General features: G+C 61.0%; 15 protein-coding genes. 10 read left to right on the forward strand and 5 right to left on the reverse strand.

Annotated elements, in window-relative coordinates; translation table 11 throughout:
- Positions 1-80: 80 nt before the first annotated feature.
- The 3 genes from CH92_RS05845 to CH92_RS05855 all read left to right on the forward strand — a co-directional run bounded on the left by CH92_RS05845 (position 81) and on the right by CH92_RS05855 (position 2,425).
- Positions 81-545, forward strand: coding sequence for a VOC family protein (locus CH92_RS05845; RefSeq protein WP_025240844.1), 465 nt, complete (start codon positions 81-83; stop codon positions 543-545).
- Complete coding sequence (locus CH92_RS05850) at positions 545-1,369, forward strand: aldo/keto reductase (protein ID WP_025240845.1); 825 nt, start codon at positions 545-547, stop codon at positions 1,367-1,369. The genes CH92_RS05845 and CH92_RS05850 overlap by 1 nt, the downstream gene beginning before the upstream one ends.
- Before the next feature lie 84 nt (positions 1,370-1,453).
- Complete coding sequence (locus tag CH92_RS05855) at positions 1,454-2,425, forward strand: SDR family oxidoreductase (protein ID WP_025240846.1); 972 nt, start codon at positions 1,454-1,456, stop codon at positions 2,423-2,425.
- 46 nt (positions 2,426-2,471) lie between these two features.
- On the opposite strand, the gene CH92_RS05860 is transcribed toward CH92_RS05855, so the two are convergent.
- The 5 genes from CH92_RS05860 to CH92_RS05880 form a co-directional block, all read right to left on the reverse strand.
- The gene (locus tag CH92_RS05860) at positions 2,472-3,347 is read right to left on the reverse strand and encodes a DUF6279 family lipoprotein (protein WP_025240847.1); all 876 of its coding nucleotides are present in this window, start codon (positions 3,345-3,347) and stop codon (positions 2,472-2,474) included.
- A gap of 159 nt (positions 3,348-3,506) precedes the next feature.
- Complete coding sequence (locus tag CH92_RS05865; RefSeq protein WP_025240848.1) at positions 3,507-4,046, reverse strand: hypothetical protein; 540 nt, start codon at positions 4,044-4,046, stop codon at positions 3,507-3,509.
- A gap of 78 nt (positions 4,047-4,124) precedes the next feature.
- Positions 4,125-4,886 carry a substrate-binding periplasmic protein gene (locus CH92_RS05870; RefSeq protein WP_025240849.1) on the reverse strand — a complete coding sequence of 254 codons (762 nt, stop codon included), beginning with the start codon at positions 4,884-4,886 and terminating at the stop codon, positions 4,125-4,127.
- Between the two features lie 148 nt (positions 4,887-5,034).
- Positions 5,035-5,757 (reverse strand): RNA pseudouridine synthase, encoded by a 723-nt coding sequence (locus tag CH92_RS05875; protein ID WP_025240850.1) that lies wholly within the window; start codon positions 5,755-5,757, stop codon positions 5,035-5,037.
- Positions 5,758-5,881: 124 nt separating this feature from the next.
- Positions 5,882-6,061: a hypothetical protein gene (locus tag CH92_RS05880; RefSeq protein ID WP_025240851.1), complete on the reverse strand. Its 180-nt coding sequence runs from the start codon at positions 6,059-6,061 to the stop codon at positions 5,882-5,884.
- Between the two features lie 149 nt (positions 6,062-6,210).
- On the opposite strand from CH92_RS05880, the gene CH92_RS05885 reads away from it, so the two are divergent.
- The 7 genes from CH92_RS05885 to CH92_RS05915 all read left to right on the forward strand — a co-directional run bounded on the left by CH92_RS05885 (position 6,211) and on the right by CH92_RS05915 (position 15,958).
- Positions 6,211-7,359 (forward strand): PQQ-dependent sugar dehydrogenase, encoded by a 1,149-nt coding sequence (locus CH92_RS05885; RefSeq protein WP_025240852.1) that lies wholly within the window; start codon positions 6,211-6,213, stop codon positions 7,357-7,359.
- A gap of 170 nt (positions 7,360-7,529) precedes the next feature.
- Positions 7,530-9,863, forward strand: coding sequence for a glucose/quinate/shikimate family membrane-bound PQQ-dependent dehydrogenase (locus CH92_RS05890; protein WP_025240853.1), 2,334 nt, complete (start codon positions 7,530-7,532; stop codon positions 9,861-9,863).
- A gap of 152 nt (positions 9,864-10,015) precedes the next feature.
- Entirely contained in the window at positions 10,016-10,852 is an 837-nt protein-coding gene (locus CH92_RS05895) for a CvfB family protein (protein ID WP_025240854.1), read from the forward strand.
- A gap of 417 nt (positions 10,853-11,269) precedes the next feature.
- Positions 11,270-11,713 (forward strand): transcription termination/antitermination NusG family protein, encoded by a 444-nt coding sequence (locus tag CH92_RS05900; protein WP_235206200.1) that lies wholly within the window; start codon positions 11,270-11,272, stop codon positions 11,711-11,713.
- 313 nt (positions 11,714-12,026) lie between these two features.
- The gene (locus tag CH92_RS05905) at positions 12,027-13,184 is read left to right on the forward strand and encodes an outer membrane beta-barrel protein (protein ID WP_025240856.1); all 1,158 of its coding nucleotides are present in this window, start codon (positions 12,027-12,029) and stop codon (positions 13,182-13,184) included.
- Positions 13,185-13,226: 42 nt separating this feature from the next.
- Positions 13,227-13,760 carry a polysaccharide biosynthesis/export family protein gene (locus CH92_RS05910; RefSeq protein ID WP_025240857.1) on the forward strand — a complete coding sequence of 178 codons (534 nt, stop codon included), beginning with the start codon at positions 13,227-13,229 and terminating at the stop codon, positions 13,758-13,760.
- The gene (locus CH92_RS05915) at positions 13,760-15,958 is read left to right on the forward strand and encodes a GumC family protein (RefSeq protein ID WP_025240858.1); all 2,199 of its coding nucleotides are present in this window, start codon (positions 13,760-13,762) and stop codon (positions 15,956-15,958) included. The genes CH92_RS05910 and CH92_RS05915 overlap by 1 nt, the downstream gene beginning before the upstream one ends.
- Positions 15,959-16,044 lie beyond the last annotated feature (86 nt).

A 16,044-nucleotide genomic window follows, 5' to 3' on the forward strand; every position in this document is an offset into this window, starting at 1 on the left:
AACGTCCGGCCCGGCATCGGTCTGAATGCTATGCGGTGCGTTTTTTGACAGCGCTGCCGCGGCAACCGGAAGGAGCTTTCATGTCCCTATACAGCAAGAACACCACATCCAATCTGATTCCCTGCCTGCGTTACCGCGATGTTCCCACGGCGCTGGACTGGCTGTGCCGGGTGTTCGATTTCGAGCGCCAGCGTGTGGTCGAGGATGCCCAGGTGGGCATCATCCACGCCCAGCTAAGTTTCGGCAGCGGCATGCTGATGCTGGGTCCGGTGACCGATTCGCAATATGGGCGTCAGGTCAGGCAGCCGGACGAGGTCGGCGGCGTTTCCACGCAAAGTATCTATGTCATCGTCAACAGCGCCGACGCGCTGTACACCAAGGCTAAAGCAGCGGGGGCGGAGATCGTCGTCGAATTGAAAGATGAGGACTATGGCGGTCGTGGTTTCAGCTGCCGTGACCTTGAAGGACATTTGTGGAACTTCGGCACCTACGATCCGTGGGCAGAGCCGGTTGCTGAGCAGAACGCGCCACGGGAGGACGGTTGATGCGGACCCTGAAACTGGCAGACGGCGGAGTGGTCCCGGTGATCGGCCAGGGCACCTGGCACATGGGCGAGAACCGGGCCGAACGCAGCAACGAGGTGGCCGCGTTGCGCCTCGGCATCGAACTGGGTATGACGCTCATCGATACCGCGGAAATGTACGGCGAGGGCGGCGCGGAAGAGGTGGTCGGCGAGGCGATCCGCAACCGTCGCGAACGGGTTTTTCTGGTCAGCAAGGTCTACCCGCACAACGCCAGTCGCAAAGGTGTGCCGGAGGCTTGCGAACGCAGCCTGCGTCGCCTGGGCACTGAGTGCATCGACCTGTATCTGTTGCATTGGCGTGGCCAGTATCCACTGGCGGAAACCGTCGAGGCGTTCGAGCGGCTCAAGGATCAGGGCAAGATTCGCCGCTGGGGCGTGTCGAACTTCGATCTGGACGACATGCACGAATTGGACGCCCCCGCATGCGCCACCAATCAGGTGCTTTACAACCCGGACGAACGAGGGATCGAGTTCGATCTGCTGCCTTGGTGTCAGACACAGGGCATGCCGGTCATGGCCTACTGTCCGTTGGGGCAGGGTGGTGCCCTGCTGCGCCATTCGGCTGTCATTGATGTTGCGCGTCGACACGGTGCGCAGCCCGCTCAGGTTGCGCTGGCCTGGGCTTTGCGCCAGCCCGGTGTGCTGGTAATACCCAAATCGGCCAACCCAAATCACCTGCGCACCAACGCTTCCGCCGCCGAGCTGAAGCTGACGGCCGAGGACCTGGCGACCCTCGATGGCGCCTTTCCACCTCCGGCTCGCCGACAGCCGCTGCAGATGGTTTGACGCTTGGCGTTCATCCGACGGTAGGGAATGTTTGCCTGGCCATGGCTGTCAGCTATGAACGACAGCCAATTCGGAGGAACGAGCATGAGTGGGTCCAGACTAGAAGGTGCGCTGGTGGTCATAACCGGTGCCTCCAGCGGTATCGGCCGCGCCACTGCGCAGGCTTTCGCTCGCCAGCGAGCCCGCGTTGTGTTGGCCGCACGTGACGACGAAGCATTGCAGGAGGCGGCCGATGAATGCCGGGCGCTTGGCAGTGAAGCGCTCGTAGTGCCCACCGACATGACGCTCAGCGACTCCGTGGAGCAATTGGCCAACGCTGCCGCCGAGTTTGGTCAGGGGCGCATCGATGTCTGGATCAACAACGCCGGGGTCGGTGCGGTCGGCGCGTTTGACGAGACGCCGTTGGATGCTCACGAACAGGTGGTACAGACCGATCTGATCGGTTATCTGCGGGGCGCGCATGTGGTATTGCCCTATTTCAAACAGCAGAACGGCGGAGTTCTGATCAATACGCTATCGGTCGGCAGCTGGGTGCCGCAGCCGTTTGCCGTGGCTTATTCGGCCAGCAAGTTCGGCCTGCGCGGATTTTCCCATGCGCTGCGCGGCGAACTCGTGCAGTGGCCCGGCATTCATGTCTGCGATGTGTATCCTTCGGTGGTCGATACGCCCGGTTTTCGCGACGGTGGCAACTATGCGGGGCGTTCGCTGCAGCCGCCACCACCGCTCTGCGACCCCCGTCAGGTGGCCGAAGCAATGGTCAGTCTGGCGTTGCATCCGCGCCATACCACCTCGGTCGGCGCGATGGCGGCGGTGCTGCGCTTCGCCCACTTCATTGTCCCAGGCTTCGATCGATTGTCGGGCCTGTTGACCGGCGGTGCACTGCGTCGCGCGGATCGGGTCGCGCCGTCGTCAGGCAACCTGTTCCATCCTGCCTTGGGCCAACGGCGAATCGATGGTGGTTGGCGGAGCGACCATTCCCGTCAGCGCAACCTGCTGATGGCGGGTGGGATTGCGGCGGGTGTGGTCGGGCTGTTGCTGTGCTGTCGTAAGCGCTGAGTCAATTCGGGCCAATGGCTGGCTTGAGCGGCTGCTGAAATTGAAGTCAGCGAGACTCGGGCAAGCAGTCCAGCGAACTCAAATCCTTGTGCAGGTCTTCCAGCTGCGCCTCGAAATGGCGTCGCTGGTCGGCGTCGGATAGGGCGTAAAGATCGCTCACAAGGTCGAAGGCCGCCTGCTCGGTGCGGGCGAAGGCGTCTCGATAGTCTGCCGTCCAGAAGGATTCGCGGTCTTGCAGTAGCTTCGCGATGCGGTTGTCGAAGGCTTCTTCGTGGCGTTTGGCGAGTGCTTCGCTCAGTGCTTGCTGCCATTGCGCTCGGTTGGCCAGCCAAAATCGATTCTGCTCGCTGAGCGTGTGCGCCCAGGCGAAGATGCGCTGCCGTTGCGCCGCGTTGACGCTGCCCAACCACTGCTCGACGCGCTCGTTCATGCGCTGCGCGCGTTCGCGGACCTGCTGCTCCAGCGGAGGCTGCAGATACTTTTTCTCACGCTCACGGCGATCTTCCGCAAAGGCCTCGCTCAGCTCGCTGATCTGCTCGTCATCGAGGTCGCGCAACATCTGCGTCGTAGTCGGGGTGATCTCCACGGCAATGGTCTGAACCGCCTGTTTCGCGTCCTGATAATGAGCCCGCAACGTGGCCTCGTTAACGTCGCCCTGAACGACCTGATGGCGGAGGCGCTCGATAGCGTCGAGATACAGGGGCAACTGTGTACGGCAGTGCCAGCTCAGATGGTCGCGCAGCTGGGCACGCAAGCGCTGCTGCTGGTCGCGATTCATGTCCAGGTAGTCATTGATTGACCAGGGAATCAGCAGGTGCAGGTTGCGGTAGGCGAGGTTCATACGGCTGCAGCCAGCCAGGACCACGCAGACGGTGATCAGTAACAACAAGGCCCTGCGGCCACGCGCCTGACAAATATGCATCGGAGCCCTCGTTTCGCCATCAGCCAAAGCGGCGATTTCGCCTGTTCAGTAGATCAGCGGAGCGTCGCGGCAGTTCGGACCGATGCAGCAGCGCAGGTGCCGATTGTGACGTGCGGTGAACAGGTACAGAGGGTCGGTGGCTGCGTTCCGCTGGCCGTGTTACGGGCATCGGTCGGCGCAGGGGTCGATTCGCTCGGGGAGCGGCGGTGGTGGCTCGACCAGTTGAGAAACCAGCTTCACAGCCTTATCGAACGAGGGGTAGCCGCTTTGCGCGACATCCAGTTCGGAATAGGCCTGGCGGTATTGCTCCGCCTTGGCGGTGTCGCGCTCCTCGAGCAGGTAGGGCTCCTGGTAGATCTTGTAGAGCAGCGCGACGGCATGTGGGTGGCCCTTGGCTCGCGCTTTTTCGAGCAGGCGCACTACCTCGTCAGGCTGCGGGCCTTGGCGAATCATCAGCAACGCCTGATAGAACTCGATCTCGCCACGCTCGTCGAGACGGGCGCTGCGCTGGAGCAGGGCATCGGCGAGCTCGTAGCCGCCTTCATCGCCAACAGCGATAAGAATTTTCGCCTGTAGCAGGTCGTTCTGATAGAGCATCCGCTCCGTGCGGCAGGTGTTGTCGCTGCCGGGTTGATCACAGGGCTGGGAGGCGCAGCCACCCAGGGCCATGAACAGTCCGATCACCAGTGCATTCTTCATTGCTGCCTTGTTCTCTTGATTATTTAGGTGGGTCAGCGCGTGTTCTGACCTGCAAGTTTCCGTTCTGTTCAGCCGGTTTCATTGTTCGCGGGCGAGGGGCTTGAGTCCGTACTGGAACAGGAGGATCTGCCAATGTGGGTTGTTCGGCAAGGTAGCGAGGAAGCCTTCGAGGTACTCGACGACGGCCTTGCCAAGCGCGCCGTTGATGAACAGGTGTCGCTCGAATTGGTACAGCGGTGTGGTCGATACATACAAATCCCCGAGCTTTTGTTCTTTGCGGTAGTAGAGCAGGGTAGAACGCGAAATCAGTAAGGTATTGATGCGCCCCGAAAGCAACTTCTGAATATTTTGCTCGTCAGTCTGAACGTTCTGGCGCTTGATCGCGCCGCTGGCGATGTCTTCCTCCAGCGCCGCGTATCTGTGCCCCAGTACGCCACCCAGGATGAGGCCTTGCAGCGACTCGGGACCCTCGTATTCAACGGGGGCGTCGGGTAGCGAAACGAAGTCCTGCTGGTCGATTAGCAACGGTTGCGACCATGTTCCATTGGCCTGCTGCTCGGCAGTGAGGAAGCTCGGTGTGGCCCAGAGCAGGATGCCGGAGCGCTTTCGAACAAGGCGCGCATCCACCCGCTTGCGCGGCAATTCCACCAATTCAAAGAGAAAGCGGTCTTGATTGCCGAGATCCTTGTTGAGCAACTCGACGAAGGCGTGCGAAAGCCCTTGGGTCTTATCGAGAATGAAAGGCGGCGAAAAGTGATAGGTCCATACTTCGACTCGCTGCTGCGCCTGACAAACCAGAGGCAACAGAACGAACATGAGCACCAGAACGAGTCTCTGCATGGCGAACCTTTTGCGACGGGGTGGCGAAGCTGCAGGCCGTGTGCTTGTTGATTCGGCCCGAGGATGGCTTCTGTCCGTTTCCATCCCATCAGCATAGCCGAGCGGTCACACGGCGCGAGCAACCGGCTCTATCGCTGGCTGATGCCTGTTAAAAGCGCTCGTGCTCACCAAGAAAGCGCCATTCGCCGACCGGCAATTTAGCCATCGACAGGCGCCCTATGCGGATGCGCTTGCAACTGAGCATCTGCAGGCCGATGGCTTCGCAGAGTTGACGCAGGTCGCCGGCTTGGGGTGCCTTGAGCACAATGCGCAGACGGGTTTCGTTCTGCCAGCTGGCCTTGGCTTTGGGCAGGACCCTGCCGCGATGACCAATGCCTTTGGCCAGTAACGCCAGGCCACCTTCCTCAGGCTCGCCGGCCACTTCGACGACGAATTCCTGCTCCAGCTTGTCGCGTGGATCGGCCAGCTTGCGGATCACTTCGCGCTGCTGGCTAAACACGACCAGTCCACTTGCGTCCGGGTCTAGCGCGAGCAAAGCGGTCTGGCGCGCGAGGTGACGACCGCGCGGTGCGAGACGGGCAACATCGCCAGACCAGTGACTCGCCTTGGCGAGTTGTGCCTGGGCGCTGGCGGGGTCCGTGGCGGTGGGCTGGCCGGCTGGTTTGTGCAGCAACAATGTGACCGGCGGCATCTCGGTCGCAGTAGCGCCAGGCAGGAGCTCGATCCGTTGGTTGTCGACCTTGAAATAAGGGGCTTCGATGATTTGACCATCGACGCTGACCCAACCGCCTTCGATATACAACTCGGCCTCACGCCGGGAACAGCCCAGTTGCTCGGCGAGGCGTTTGGACAAGCGTATGGGGTCAGTCATGGATATCTCGGATGTCGCGGAGGGGGAAACCTGGCGAGCCACTGCGGTACGGCAATGACAGCGGAAGCTCGCTTGTCGGTCAGGTGTTGCGGAGTTACTTCGTAGCTACTTATTTCTTGGCTATCTATTTCTTGCTGATGGTGATCTGCCGCGATGGGCCTTGGGTCTGGCCGCTGACGCCGTTGGGGATTTTCTGAACTTCGCCACCGGCCTTCAGGAAGGCGGCCATCTGAGCGGCCAGGGACTGGCTGGTTTCGCTGGCGGGTTCGGGTTTGCGTTTGGCGGATGTAGTCTTGGAGGCCATCGTCATCTGGTTCCTTTGGTCAGTCGAACCGGACATTATACAGATCTGGCTAATTTTTGTTCGATTTTCATCGGTACCAAATGGCTGAAGCGTTTTTCTTCGTCCATGGTCTTCTCTGAATGATTGCAATCACGTTCGGAGAACTATCCATGTTGCGCTATATCCACATCGCCCTTGCCGGCTGCTTCGGCCTGAGCTGTTTCGCACCGGTGCTCGCTGAAGTGAAGTATTTTGACAGCGAGCAAGGCCGCGTCACGGTGGAGACCGTCACCAGTGGCCTGGAGCATCCCTGGGCCTTGGCTTTTCTGCCGGGCGGCACGGACATGCTGGTGACTGAGCGGCCCGGCAGGTTGCGTATCGTCGGTGAGGACGGGCAGTTGTCCGAGCCGCTCGCTGGCGTGCCGGACGTTTATGGACGTGGACAGGGTGGCTTGCTGGACGTGCGCCTGTCGCCCGATTTTCGCCAGGATCGGCTGGTCTATCTCAGTTATGCCGAGGCGGGAGAGAACGGTAAAGCCGGCACGAGCGTGGGTCGCGGCCGGTTGACGGATGATCTGAGCGCCCTGGAAGGCTTCACCGTGATCTTCCGGCAGCAGCCGAAGCTGTCCACGGGTATACATTTCGGCTCACGGCTGGTCTTCGATGACGAGGGCCATCTCTTCATCGCGCTGGGTGAAAACAACCAGCGGCCCACCGCTCAGGATCTCGACAAGCTTCAGGGCAAGCTGGTGCGAATCCACCCTGATGGCAAGGTTCCAGAAGATAACCCCTTCGTGGCCACCCAGGGCGCTCGTCCGGAAATCTGGTCCTATGGCCACCGCAATCAGCAGGGCGCCGCGATCAATCCTTGGAGCGGCGCGCTCTGGTCGCACGAGCACGGCCCGCGCGGTGGCGATGAAATCAACATTCCCAAGCCTGGGCTCAACTATGGCTGGCCGCTGGCGACTTATGGCATCAACTATGGCGGCCAGCCGATTCCCGAAGCCAAGGGGGAAACCGTGCCGGGGACCGAGCCGCCACATTATGTATGGGAGCGATCGCCTGCGATCAGCGGCATGGCGTTCTATGATGCGCAACGCTTCCCCGAATGGCAGCACAACCTGTTCATCGGCGCGCTGGTGGATCAGTCGCTGATCCGCTTGCAACTCGATGGCGACGAGGTCACCCACGACGAACGCTTGCTGAAGGACATGGGCGCACGGATACGCGACGTCCGCTTAGGTCCCGATGGCTTTCTTTATCTGCTGACCGACTCGCCAAGCGGCAAGTTATTGCGGGTCGGGCTGAGCGCGAAGTGAAACGGATGCCCTGATTCGGTTTTGCCAGGGAGCGTTCTCGCCGACCGCCGGTCCACTGTAATGCCGGATGATTCCGGATCGCCGGCTGCATTTGGCCGTCTGCAGGAGATGCTCGCGACAAGATCATCGTTTCGCCATCTCCAGGCCTGACACACGGATAGGAGGAAAGAGTGGCGGTCGTCATCAGTGCTGTGTTGTGCATCATCCTGGGCTTGGTGCTCGCTGTCGGTGGTTGGAAAGTCATCACGCTCGGCGGGACCTGGTATTTTGCGGTGCTTGCGGTGGGTTTTCTGCTGACCGGCATGTTGCTGCTGGCTAGACGCCGGGCTGCGCTGTGGGTTTATGCACTGGTGATGTTCGGCGCCTTGGGTTGGGCGCTCTATGAGGTGGGCTTCGACTGGTGGCAGCTGGCGCCGCGCGGCAGCATCGTCGCGCCGCTGGGATTGTGGCTATTGATGCCCTGGGTCGCCCAGCGGCTGGGTTGGCAACATTTCGGTGCGCGAGCCTGGGGCGGCAGCGCGCTGCCGCTGATGCTGGCGGTGCTGCTCTGGGGCGCCGCCGCGGTACAGGCGATTTCCAGCGACAGCCACGACATCAGAGGCATGCTGCCGCAACCGCTGGCGGCGGCACCTGTTAGCGATGGGGCCACTGTTCCCGAGGGCGAATGGCATGCCTACGGCCGCACCCAGCATGGCACGCGTTACTCGCCGCTGGAGCAGGTCACGCCGAGCAATGTCGATCGGTTGGAGAAGGTTTGGGAGTTCAGTACTGGGGATCGTCGCCGGCCAAGCGACCCGGAGGAAACCACCTACGAAGTCACTCCGCTGAAGATCGACGACAGCCTGTATATCTGCACGCCGCACAATTTCGTCATCGCGCTGGACGCCGACACCGGGCAGGAGCGTTGGCGCTTCGATCCGAAGGTTCCGGACTCGGTCAATCGCCAGCACCTGACCTGTCGTGGGCTGTCCTATCACCTCAGTGATGCGCCCGCTGGTGAGCAGGCCTGTCAGCAACGGCTGTTCATGCCGACCGCCGACGCACGGCTGATCGCGCTGGATGCCAAAACAGGTCGGGTATGTCCGGGGTTCGGTCGCAATGGCGCGGTAAATCTCTGGGCGAACATGCCGAACGTGAAGGAGGGCTTTTACTACTCCACCTCGCCGCCGGTGATCGCTAACGGCCTGGTCATCATCGGCGGCGCGGTGAACGACAATGTGTCGACCACCGAACCGTCCGGTGTGATCCGCGCTTACGACGCCATTACGGGCGAACTGAAGTGGAACTGGGATCCGGGTAATCCGCAGCAGACCGAGCCGATCGCCGAGGGCGAAACCTACAGCGAAAGCACGCCGAACAGCTGGAGCATGTCCAGCGCCGACGAGGCGCTGGGGTTGATTTACGTGCCGCTGGGCAATCAGGTACCGGATCAGTGGGGTGGCAATCGTAGCGAGAACAGCGAGCGTTTCTCCTCTTCGATCGTTGCCCTCGATCTCGCTACCGGCGAGCTGCGCTGGGTATTCCAGACGGTGCATCACGATCTCTGGGACATGGACGTGCCGGCGCAGCCGAGTCTGGTCGATATCGACACGGAAAATGGCTCGGTCCCGGCACTGGTCGCGCCGACCAAGCAGGGCGACATCTATGTGCTGGATCGCCGCACCGGTGAACCGATTCTGCCGGTCCGTGAAGTGCCTGCGCCGCAGGGTGCCGCCGAAGGGGATCGGGCAGCGCCCATCCAGCCGGTTTCGGCGCTGTCGTACGAGCCGCCGATGCTGCAGGGCAAGGATCTCTGGGGTGCTACCTTCATCGACCAGATGATGTGCCATATCCAGTTCCACTCGCTGCGCTACGAAGGCCGCTATACGCCGCCATCGACCCAGGGCTCCTTGGTGCATCCGGGCAACTTCGGCGTCTTCAACTGGGGCGGCGTGGCGGTCGATCCGGTTAGACAGATGGTGTTCAGTACGCCGGCTTATCTGCCGTTCACCTCGACCCTGATTCCCCGCGAGAATGACCGCAAAACCTATGTTTCAGACAGCGAGCCGCACCTCAACGAGAATTTCGGCGCGCCCTTCGCGGTCGAGCTCCAACCCTTCGTTTCGCCGATCGGCCTGCCTTGCATCGCGCCGCCTTGGGGCTATGTTGCTGGCGCCGATCTGCGCACCGGCAAGACCCACTGGATGCGCAAGAACGGCACCGTGCGGGATCGGGCGCCCATTCCGCTGCCGTTCAAAATGGGCGTGCCGAGTCTCGGCGGGCCGATGCTGACGGCTGGTGGCGTGGCGTTTCTCAGCGGCACGCTGGACTATTACCTGCGCGCTTATGACGTCACCACTGGCAAGGAGCTGGGCAAATGGCGGTTGCCGGCAGGCGGCCAGGCGACGCCGATGACCTATCTGAGTCGCTCAGGGCGGCAGATAGTGGTGGTGGTCGCCGGCGGTCATGGCTCCCTCGGGACCAAAGCGGGTGACTCGGTCATCGCCTATGCCTTGCCACGGTAGCCGGCGTTGGCAGGTTTGGTTAGAGCGGGTCGGATCAGGAAGTGCGTCTGGGTCTCGCTTATCTTTTACCGGGCGATTCGGCTGGCTGTCGTGGCGCGTTTGCATCCGACGGCCTGTTAGAATCGCCGCCTTCGACTCACAGGATTGTTCAAATGGCCGCAATCGGGCGCTTCAACAGCATGCAGATCGTCAAGCACACCGGTTTCGGCCTATACCTGGACGGCGGGCCGGACGGCGAGATCCTGCTGCCCAATCGTTACATCCCCAAGAATGTCCCGACCGAGGTCGATGATTGGCTGAACGTGTTCATCTACCTCGACAGCGAAGACAAGCTCATCGCGACCACCGAGAAGCCCAAGGTCCAGGTGGGCGAGTTCGCCAGCCTCAAGGTCGTCGAAATCAATCGGGTCGGACTATTCCTCGACTGGGGGCTGCCCAAAGACCTGCTGCTGCCGCACTCCGAAGAAAAGCGTCCGTTGAAAGAGGGCGATTACTGCGTCGTCCACGTCTACCTCGACAAGCACACCAAACGCATCACGGCCACCGCGCGACTGGACCGTTATCTCGACAAGACGCCGCCGCGCTACAGCATTGGCGAGGCGGTGGATCTGCTGGTGGTGGAGCCCACCGATCTGGGCTACAAGGCAATCATCAACGGCAAGCACTGGGGGCTGATCCACAAGAACGAAGCCTTCAAGTTCCTGCGCGGCGGCATGCGCGAGAACGGCTATATAAAGGAAGTGCGCGCGGACGGGAAAATCAGCCTGAGCCTCCAGCCGGTGGGCAGCGAAGCCGGTGATGCCTTGCAAGCGCTGATTCTGCAAAAGCTGCAGGAAAATCAGGGCAGCCTTCCTGTCAGCGACAAAACGGCGGCCGACGAGATTGCCCGGCTATTCGGCGTCAGCAAGGGCAACTTCAAAAAGGCCATCGGCGGCCTCTATAAGCAAGGCCGAATCGTGATTCACCCGGATCGTATTGAGCGCACCTGATTTATAAATGCGCAACCCGCCGGGGCCTTGCCTCCTTCTGGCGATTGCTCTGCAAGCCCGACCGTGCGCCGACGGTAGGGCTTTTGAGCTGCTGTCACGCCAGATAACACATCACTAATCTCGTGAAACCGTTGAGCTAGACGGCATTTCGGCCAGGTCTCGTCCGGCACGACTCCTTCGCGATACCGCTCGTCCCCGCTAAGTGTTGCTGGGTGTAACAAGGCGGAACTCCCTCAGAGCGATTCATGTCCAGAAAGGGCGTCTGGTCAGCCAGGGGCTTGCAAGGAACCACCGTTGGTTCTTCCGCGGATGTTTAGCGCGCTCGGAGAAGCTGTGGATAGACATACCGAAATGCCGAAGGCCTTGTACCTACTGCAATGCAAGCCGCGCCAGGACGGGCGAGCGCAGGAGCATCTCATGCGCCAGGGCTTTGAATGCTTTGCGCCGGTTTTCACGGTGCAGAGCATTTGCACCGGCAAGCTGCGCGAGCAGCAACAGCCACTATTTCCCGGGTATGTATTCATTCGCATGGGCAGTGAAGACAGCTGGCTATCGTTACGTTCCACTCGCGGTGTCAATCGCGTCGTTGCGTTCTGCGGTCAGCCTTGTCAGGTGCAGGACGTCATTGTCGATCACCTCCGGCAACGCTGTGCAGCGATAGGCGCCAGGCCTGCGTTGGTGCCCGGTGATCGAGTGCAGGTCAAGGTCGGTGAGTTTGCCGACATGGACGCCATCTTCCTTTCCATGGAAGGCGAGGAGCGGGTGATGCTGCTGTTGAATGTGCTCAATCGCCAGCAGCGGATCCAGGTACGTCTGGCGAGCGTTCAGCCCGTCCAGCGGCGCGCGGTTTCGTCGCTCTAATAACAAAACTCCGATCGTTTTTTTGCTTTGCCTGCCGTTTTGATCTGCTGGTTGGGGCGGCCTGTGGCTGTTTTTGTGGCTGCTGGCAAAACCGCTACAGGGACTCTGGCCCTGGGGCGGTAGCGTGCCTGAACCAAGGCCTCGAGTCTGCTTCAAGGTGGGATGGAAAAGGCTTGGGTTAAGCCACCGCTCATCGATTCTGCAACTGTCGGGGATATTTGCGGTCTGTTGCGTGTCTATGCCTGCTCACATAAGCCTGCGTCGTGGCCGGAGCCGGTATGAACAACAATTTATCTCCGAGAAGGGATTCCATATGAGGAACATCACGCTTCCAGGTGTATCGCTACTGTGCCTTGTCGCTACCGATAGCTGGGCAGTGGACGATCCGCAGGAAATACGCATTGGCGGCTTCGAGTTCACCCCGACCCTAATCGTCCGTGAGAGCTACGACGACAACTATCGCGGGCTGTCGGATAACGAGCAGGCGTCCTGGGTGACCGGAATCAACCCGACCTTTTTGCTAGGTACGGGAAACCGCAATAGCGAGTACGAGCTTGAGTACTCCCTGAACAGCGACATCTTTCATTCGGATTCCGAAGCCAGCAATACCGATCACCATCTGAATCTCAGAAGTGTCATGGAGTTCACCTCCCGCCATCGCCTGAGTTGGGGGCTCGCCTACCACCGCGTAGAGGAGACCGCCGATACCGAAGACGCAACCGAGAATGACAAGTACAGCCGGGCCATCGCCCGCGCGGCTTATCGTTTCGGCGCTCGGACCGCGCGTAACCAGCTCGAGTTCGGAACCAACTACGAGCAGCTTCGTTACTACAACAGCGGCAACATCAACGCATCCGAAGAACGCGACAGCCTGATGTTCAACTCCATCTGGTTCCATCGTCTGGGCGCCAGAACACGCTCGCTGGTCGAGGTTCGGCACACCGATCATGACTACAAGCTCGCCACTGCGCTGCGTGACAGCACCAACATAGCGCTGCTTGGTGGCGCGACCTGGGACGCCACCGCGAAGACCTCCGGCAGCTTCAAGCTCGGCGCCGAGCGCAAGGATTTCGACAACGATCAGCGCAAGGATTTCACCAGTCCGATGTGGGAAGCCGGCGTCACCTGGAAGCCGCGCACTTACTCGGTGTTCAACCTGACCTCGCGGCGTGCCTTCGATGAAGGTGACGACGGGGCTAGCACGATCAATGACTGGACCACCCTGGCGACCTGGGATCACGAGTGGACCTCGCGCATTGCGACCGAATTGAAGTACCGCTTCTCCGATCGCGACTACGAAGGAATCGGCCGAAATGACGAAAGAACGTCCTACGGTGCCGGTGTGACTTATTCACCGGATCGCTGGATCGACGTGACTCTCTCTTATCTCAGAACAGAGAACGACTCCAATCTGAGCGTGGAGACCTACGACCGAAACGTTTACCTGCTGAGCTTCGACCTGAGCCTTTGAGGCCAGGTAGGACGTTAACCAGTGCCTAAGGAGGAGCCGACCATGCGCATCCCGAACATCTATAAATTCCTTTCCGTGCTGTTGCTGCTGGCGTTCAGCGCCGCGGCCAGCGCCGCCCAATATCAGCTGGGCTCGGGCGATATCATCCGTATCAGCGTTCACGGAGAGCCGGATCTCTCTTTTGAAGAAATACGCCTGACCGATGCCGGCACCTTTACCTTCCCCTTCATCGGCGAGGTCGACGCCAACGGCAAGACGCCGGGCGATGTGCGCAAGGTGCTGGTGGAAAAACTCAAGGACGGCTACCTGATCGACCCGCGTGTTTCGGTATCAGTGGTCAATTATCGCGAGTTCTACATCGCTGGCGAGGTCAAGCTTCCCGGCGGTTATCCCTACCAGCCCGGGCTCACCCTGGATCGCGCGATCGCACTGGCCGGAGGCCTTACCGAACGCGCTTCGACCAAGCGCATGACCATCGTGCGGGGCTCCCAAGGCAGCCGCGCTGAAGAGAAAGCCACCATGGACACGCAGGTTCACCCTGGCGACACGATCAACATCGACGAAGGATTCTTCTGATGAATAGCCCAGTTCGCCCGGATCGACCTTGGCAGCGCCCCGCAGGGCCGGCAGCCGATAGCGATTTCATAGACCTGAAGAAAATCTGGCACGCGATCTGGTCGCGCAAATGGGGCATTGTCCTGCTGGTGGCCATTGTCGCGTTGCTGACTATTTTGCTGCTTTCGCGGGTGACGCCGATCTACAAGGCCGTCACTTCGGTGCTCATCGAGACCAAAGGCACGCCGGTGCTGTCGTTCCAGCCAGCGGCCGATACGCCGGTCGAACTCAGCGAATACCTGCAGACCCAACTCAGCCTGATGCAGAGCCGTGGCGTCGCCGAGCGTGTCGTCCGCGACCTGAATCTGACCGAGCACCCCGAGTTCGACCTGCGTCAGCAGCCTGGGCCGCTGGTTGATTTCTCGGGCATCGTCGATGCGCTGACCGGGGAAGAGCCCGAGCCGCTCACCGAGGCTCAGATCATCGATTACGCGACTCAGGCCTTCATGGATCGCACGACTGTGTGGGTCGAAGGCAAGAGCCAGCTGGTCTATCTATCCATTGCCATGGCTGATCGTCTGACCGCTGCGCAAGCGACCAATCAGCTGGCGCAGGCCTACATCGAAGCGCAGCTGGAGGCCAAGGTCGACATGTCGATGACAGCCGCCAGCTGGATGAACGACCGCCTGGTTTCCTTGCGTCAGAAGCTGAAGGATTCCGAAGACCGTCTCCAGGCCTACCTGGACGCCGAGGGGCTGGTCGATCTGGACGGCGTCGGCACCATCAGCGCCAACGAACTCTCCCTGACCGGCGACCGTATGATCGACGCCCGCCGTCAGCGTGCCGAAGCCGAAAGCCAGTATCGTCAGGTCGAGTCCATGCGCAGCCAGGGCTGGGAGCGTCTGGCCAGCGTGCCGGCCGTGCTTGGCCATCCGCTGATCCAGCAGTTCAAGGCCGACCAGGCGCATGCCCGTTCGCGTGTCGAAGATCTTTCGCGTCGTTATGGGGACCGCCACCCGGCGATGGCTTCCGCGCGCTCGGATCTCAACGCCGCCACTGCCAGCCTGAAGCAGCAGGTCGAGCAGGTTGTGGCGAGCATCGAGCGCAACTACCAGCTCGCCGTGGCCAACGAGAATTCGCTACGCGCTTCGTTCGACGAGAACAAGGGCCGTATCCAGGACATCTCCCGCAAGGAATTCAAGGTGCGTGACCTGCAGCGTCAGGTCGAAAGCGACCGAGCGCTGTACGACACCTTCATGACCCGTTTGCAGGAAACCACCGCGACCTCGGATCTGAGCTCCACCAACGCCCGCATAGTCGATGCGGCCATCCCACCGACCGAACCCAGCGCGCCGAACAAGAAGCTGATCATGGTCGTGGCGCTGTTCCTCGCACTGGTGCTGGGAATTGCCCAGGCGATCATTCGCGAAATTCTCGACAACACCTTCAAGAGCTCCGAAGAAGTCGAGAGCAAGCTGGGGCTGCCGGTCATGGGCATCGTTCCACAGGTGCCGCGCAAGCTGCGCAAGGAAGTCAGCCATCTGTTCGAACGCAGCTCGGACAAGCGCTTCTGCGAAGCCGTGCGGACCATTCGCACCAATTTGCTGCTGAGCGAAGCCAGCCAGCCTCGGCAGGTGCTGGTGGTGACCTCCACGGCGCCGGACGAGGGCAAGAGCTCGGTGTCGGCCAACCTGGCGTTCGCCATGGGGCAGTTGCATCGTGTCCTGCTGATCGATGCCGACCTGCGCCGCGCGACTTTGGACAAGGCGTTCGACTTCAAGCCGGGTACGCCAGGCTTGGTCAACCTCATCGGCGGCAACGCGAAGCTCGAGGAGTGCATCCACTCCGTTGGCAACGTGGACATGATCGCCGCCGGACCGGTGCCTTCCAACCCGCTGGAACTGCTGTCCTCGCCGCGCTTCGCCAAGTTGCTCGAAGTGGTCAAGGGCCGCTATGACCGCATCATCATCGACTCGCCACCAAGCCAGGCGGTCAGCGATGCTGCCGTGCTGTCGACCCTTGCCGACGCGGTGATCTACGTCGTCAAGTCCGACAGCACGCTGATCCCACACGTGCAGAAGGGCGTGAGCCAGCTGCAGAACAGCAACGCGCCGCTTACCGGCGTGGTGCTTAACCATGTCGATATCGAGAAAGCCAAGAAGAACGGTCAGTTCCGTGGCTACTACGACCATTACGGATACAGCGAGCAGACGGTCTAAGATCGGCTCGCGCTATCTCGTACCGGGTCAGGTTCCGCCAATGGTGAGCCTGGCCCGGATTGACTCTCTGCCCAGCAAACGAATTT

The organism is Stutzerimonas stutzeri (genome assembly GCF_000590475.1).
GTDB lineage: Bacteria > Pseudomonadota > Gammaproteobacteria > Pseudomonadales > Pseudomonadaceae > Stutzerimonas > Stutzerimonas stutzeri_D.

Excerpts from the sequence above, each read along its gene's own strand:
- CH92_RS05845 (WP_025240844.1), top strand. The coding sequence starts at position 81 with ATGTCCCTATACAGCAAGAACACCACATCCAATCTGATTCCCTGCCTG.
- CH92_RS05850 (WP_025240845.1), top strand. The coding sequence starts at position 545 with ATGCGGACCCTGAAACTGGCAGACGGCGGAGTGGTCCCGGTGATCGGC.
- CH92_RS05855 (WP_025240846.1), top strand. The coding sequence starts at position 1,454 with ATGAGTGGGTCCAGACTAGAAGGTGCGCTGGTGGTCATAACCGGTGCC.
- CH92_RS05860 (WP_025240847.1), bottom strand. The coding sequence starts at position 3,347 with ATGCATATTTGTCAGGCGCGTGGCCGCAGGGCCTTGTTGTTACTGATC.
- CH92_RS05865 (WP_025240848.1), bottom strand. The coding sequence starts at position 4,046 with ATGAAGAATGCACTGGTGATCGGACTGTTCATGGCCCTGGGTGGCTGC.
- CH92_RS05870 (WP_025240849.1), bottom strand. The coding sequence starts at position 4,886 with ATGCAGAGACTCGTTCTGGTGCTCATGTTCGTTCTGTTGCCTCTGGTT.
- CH92_RS05875 (WP_025240850.1), bottom strand. The coding sequence starts at position 5,757 with ATGACTGACCCCATACGCTTGTCCAAACGCCTCGCCGAGCAACTGGGC.
- CH92_RS05880 (WP_025240851.1), bottom strand. The coding sequence starts at position 6,061 with ATGGCCTCCAAGACTACATCCGCCAAACGCAAACCCGAACCCGCCAGC.
- CH92_RS05885 (WP_025240852.1), top strand. The coding sequence starts at position 6,211 with ATGTTGCGCTATATCCACATCGCCCTTGCCGGCTGCTTCGGCCTGAGC.
- CH92_RS05895 (WP_025240854.1), top strand. The coding sequence starts at position 10,016 with ATGGCCGCAATCGGGCGCTTCAACAGCATGCAGATCGTCAAGCACACC.
- CH92_RS05900 (WP_235206200.1), top strand. The coding sequence starts at position 11,270 with ATGCGCCAGGGCTTTGAATGCTTTGCGCCGGTTTTCACGGTGCAGAGC.
- CH92_RS05905 (WP_025240856.1), top strand. The coding sequence starts at position 12,027 with ATGAGGAACATCACGCTTCCAGGTGTATCGCTACTGTGCCTTGTCGCT.
- CH92_RS05910 (WP_025240857.1), top strand. The coding sequence starts at position 13,227 with ATGCGCATCCCGAACATCTATAAATTCCTTTCCGTGCTGTTGCTGCTG.
- CH92_RS05915 (WP_025240858.1), top strand. The coding sequence starts at position 13,760 with ATGAATAGCCCAGTTCGCCCGGATCGACCTTGGCAGCGCCCCGCAGGG.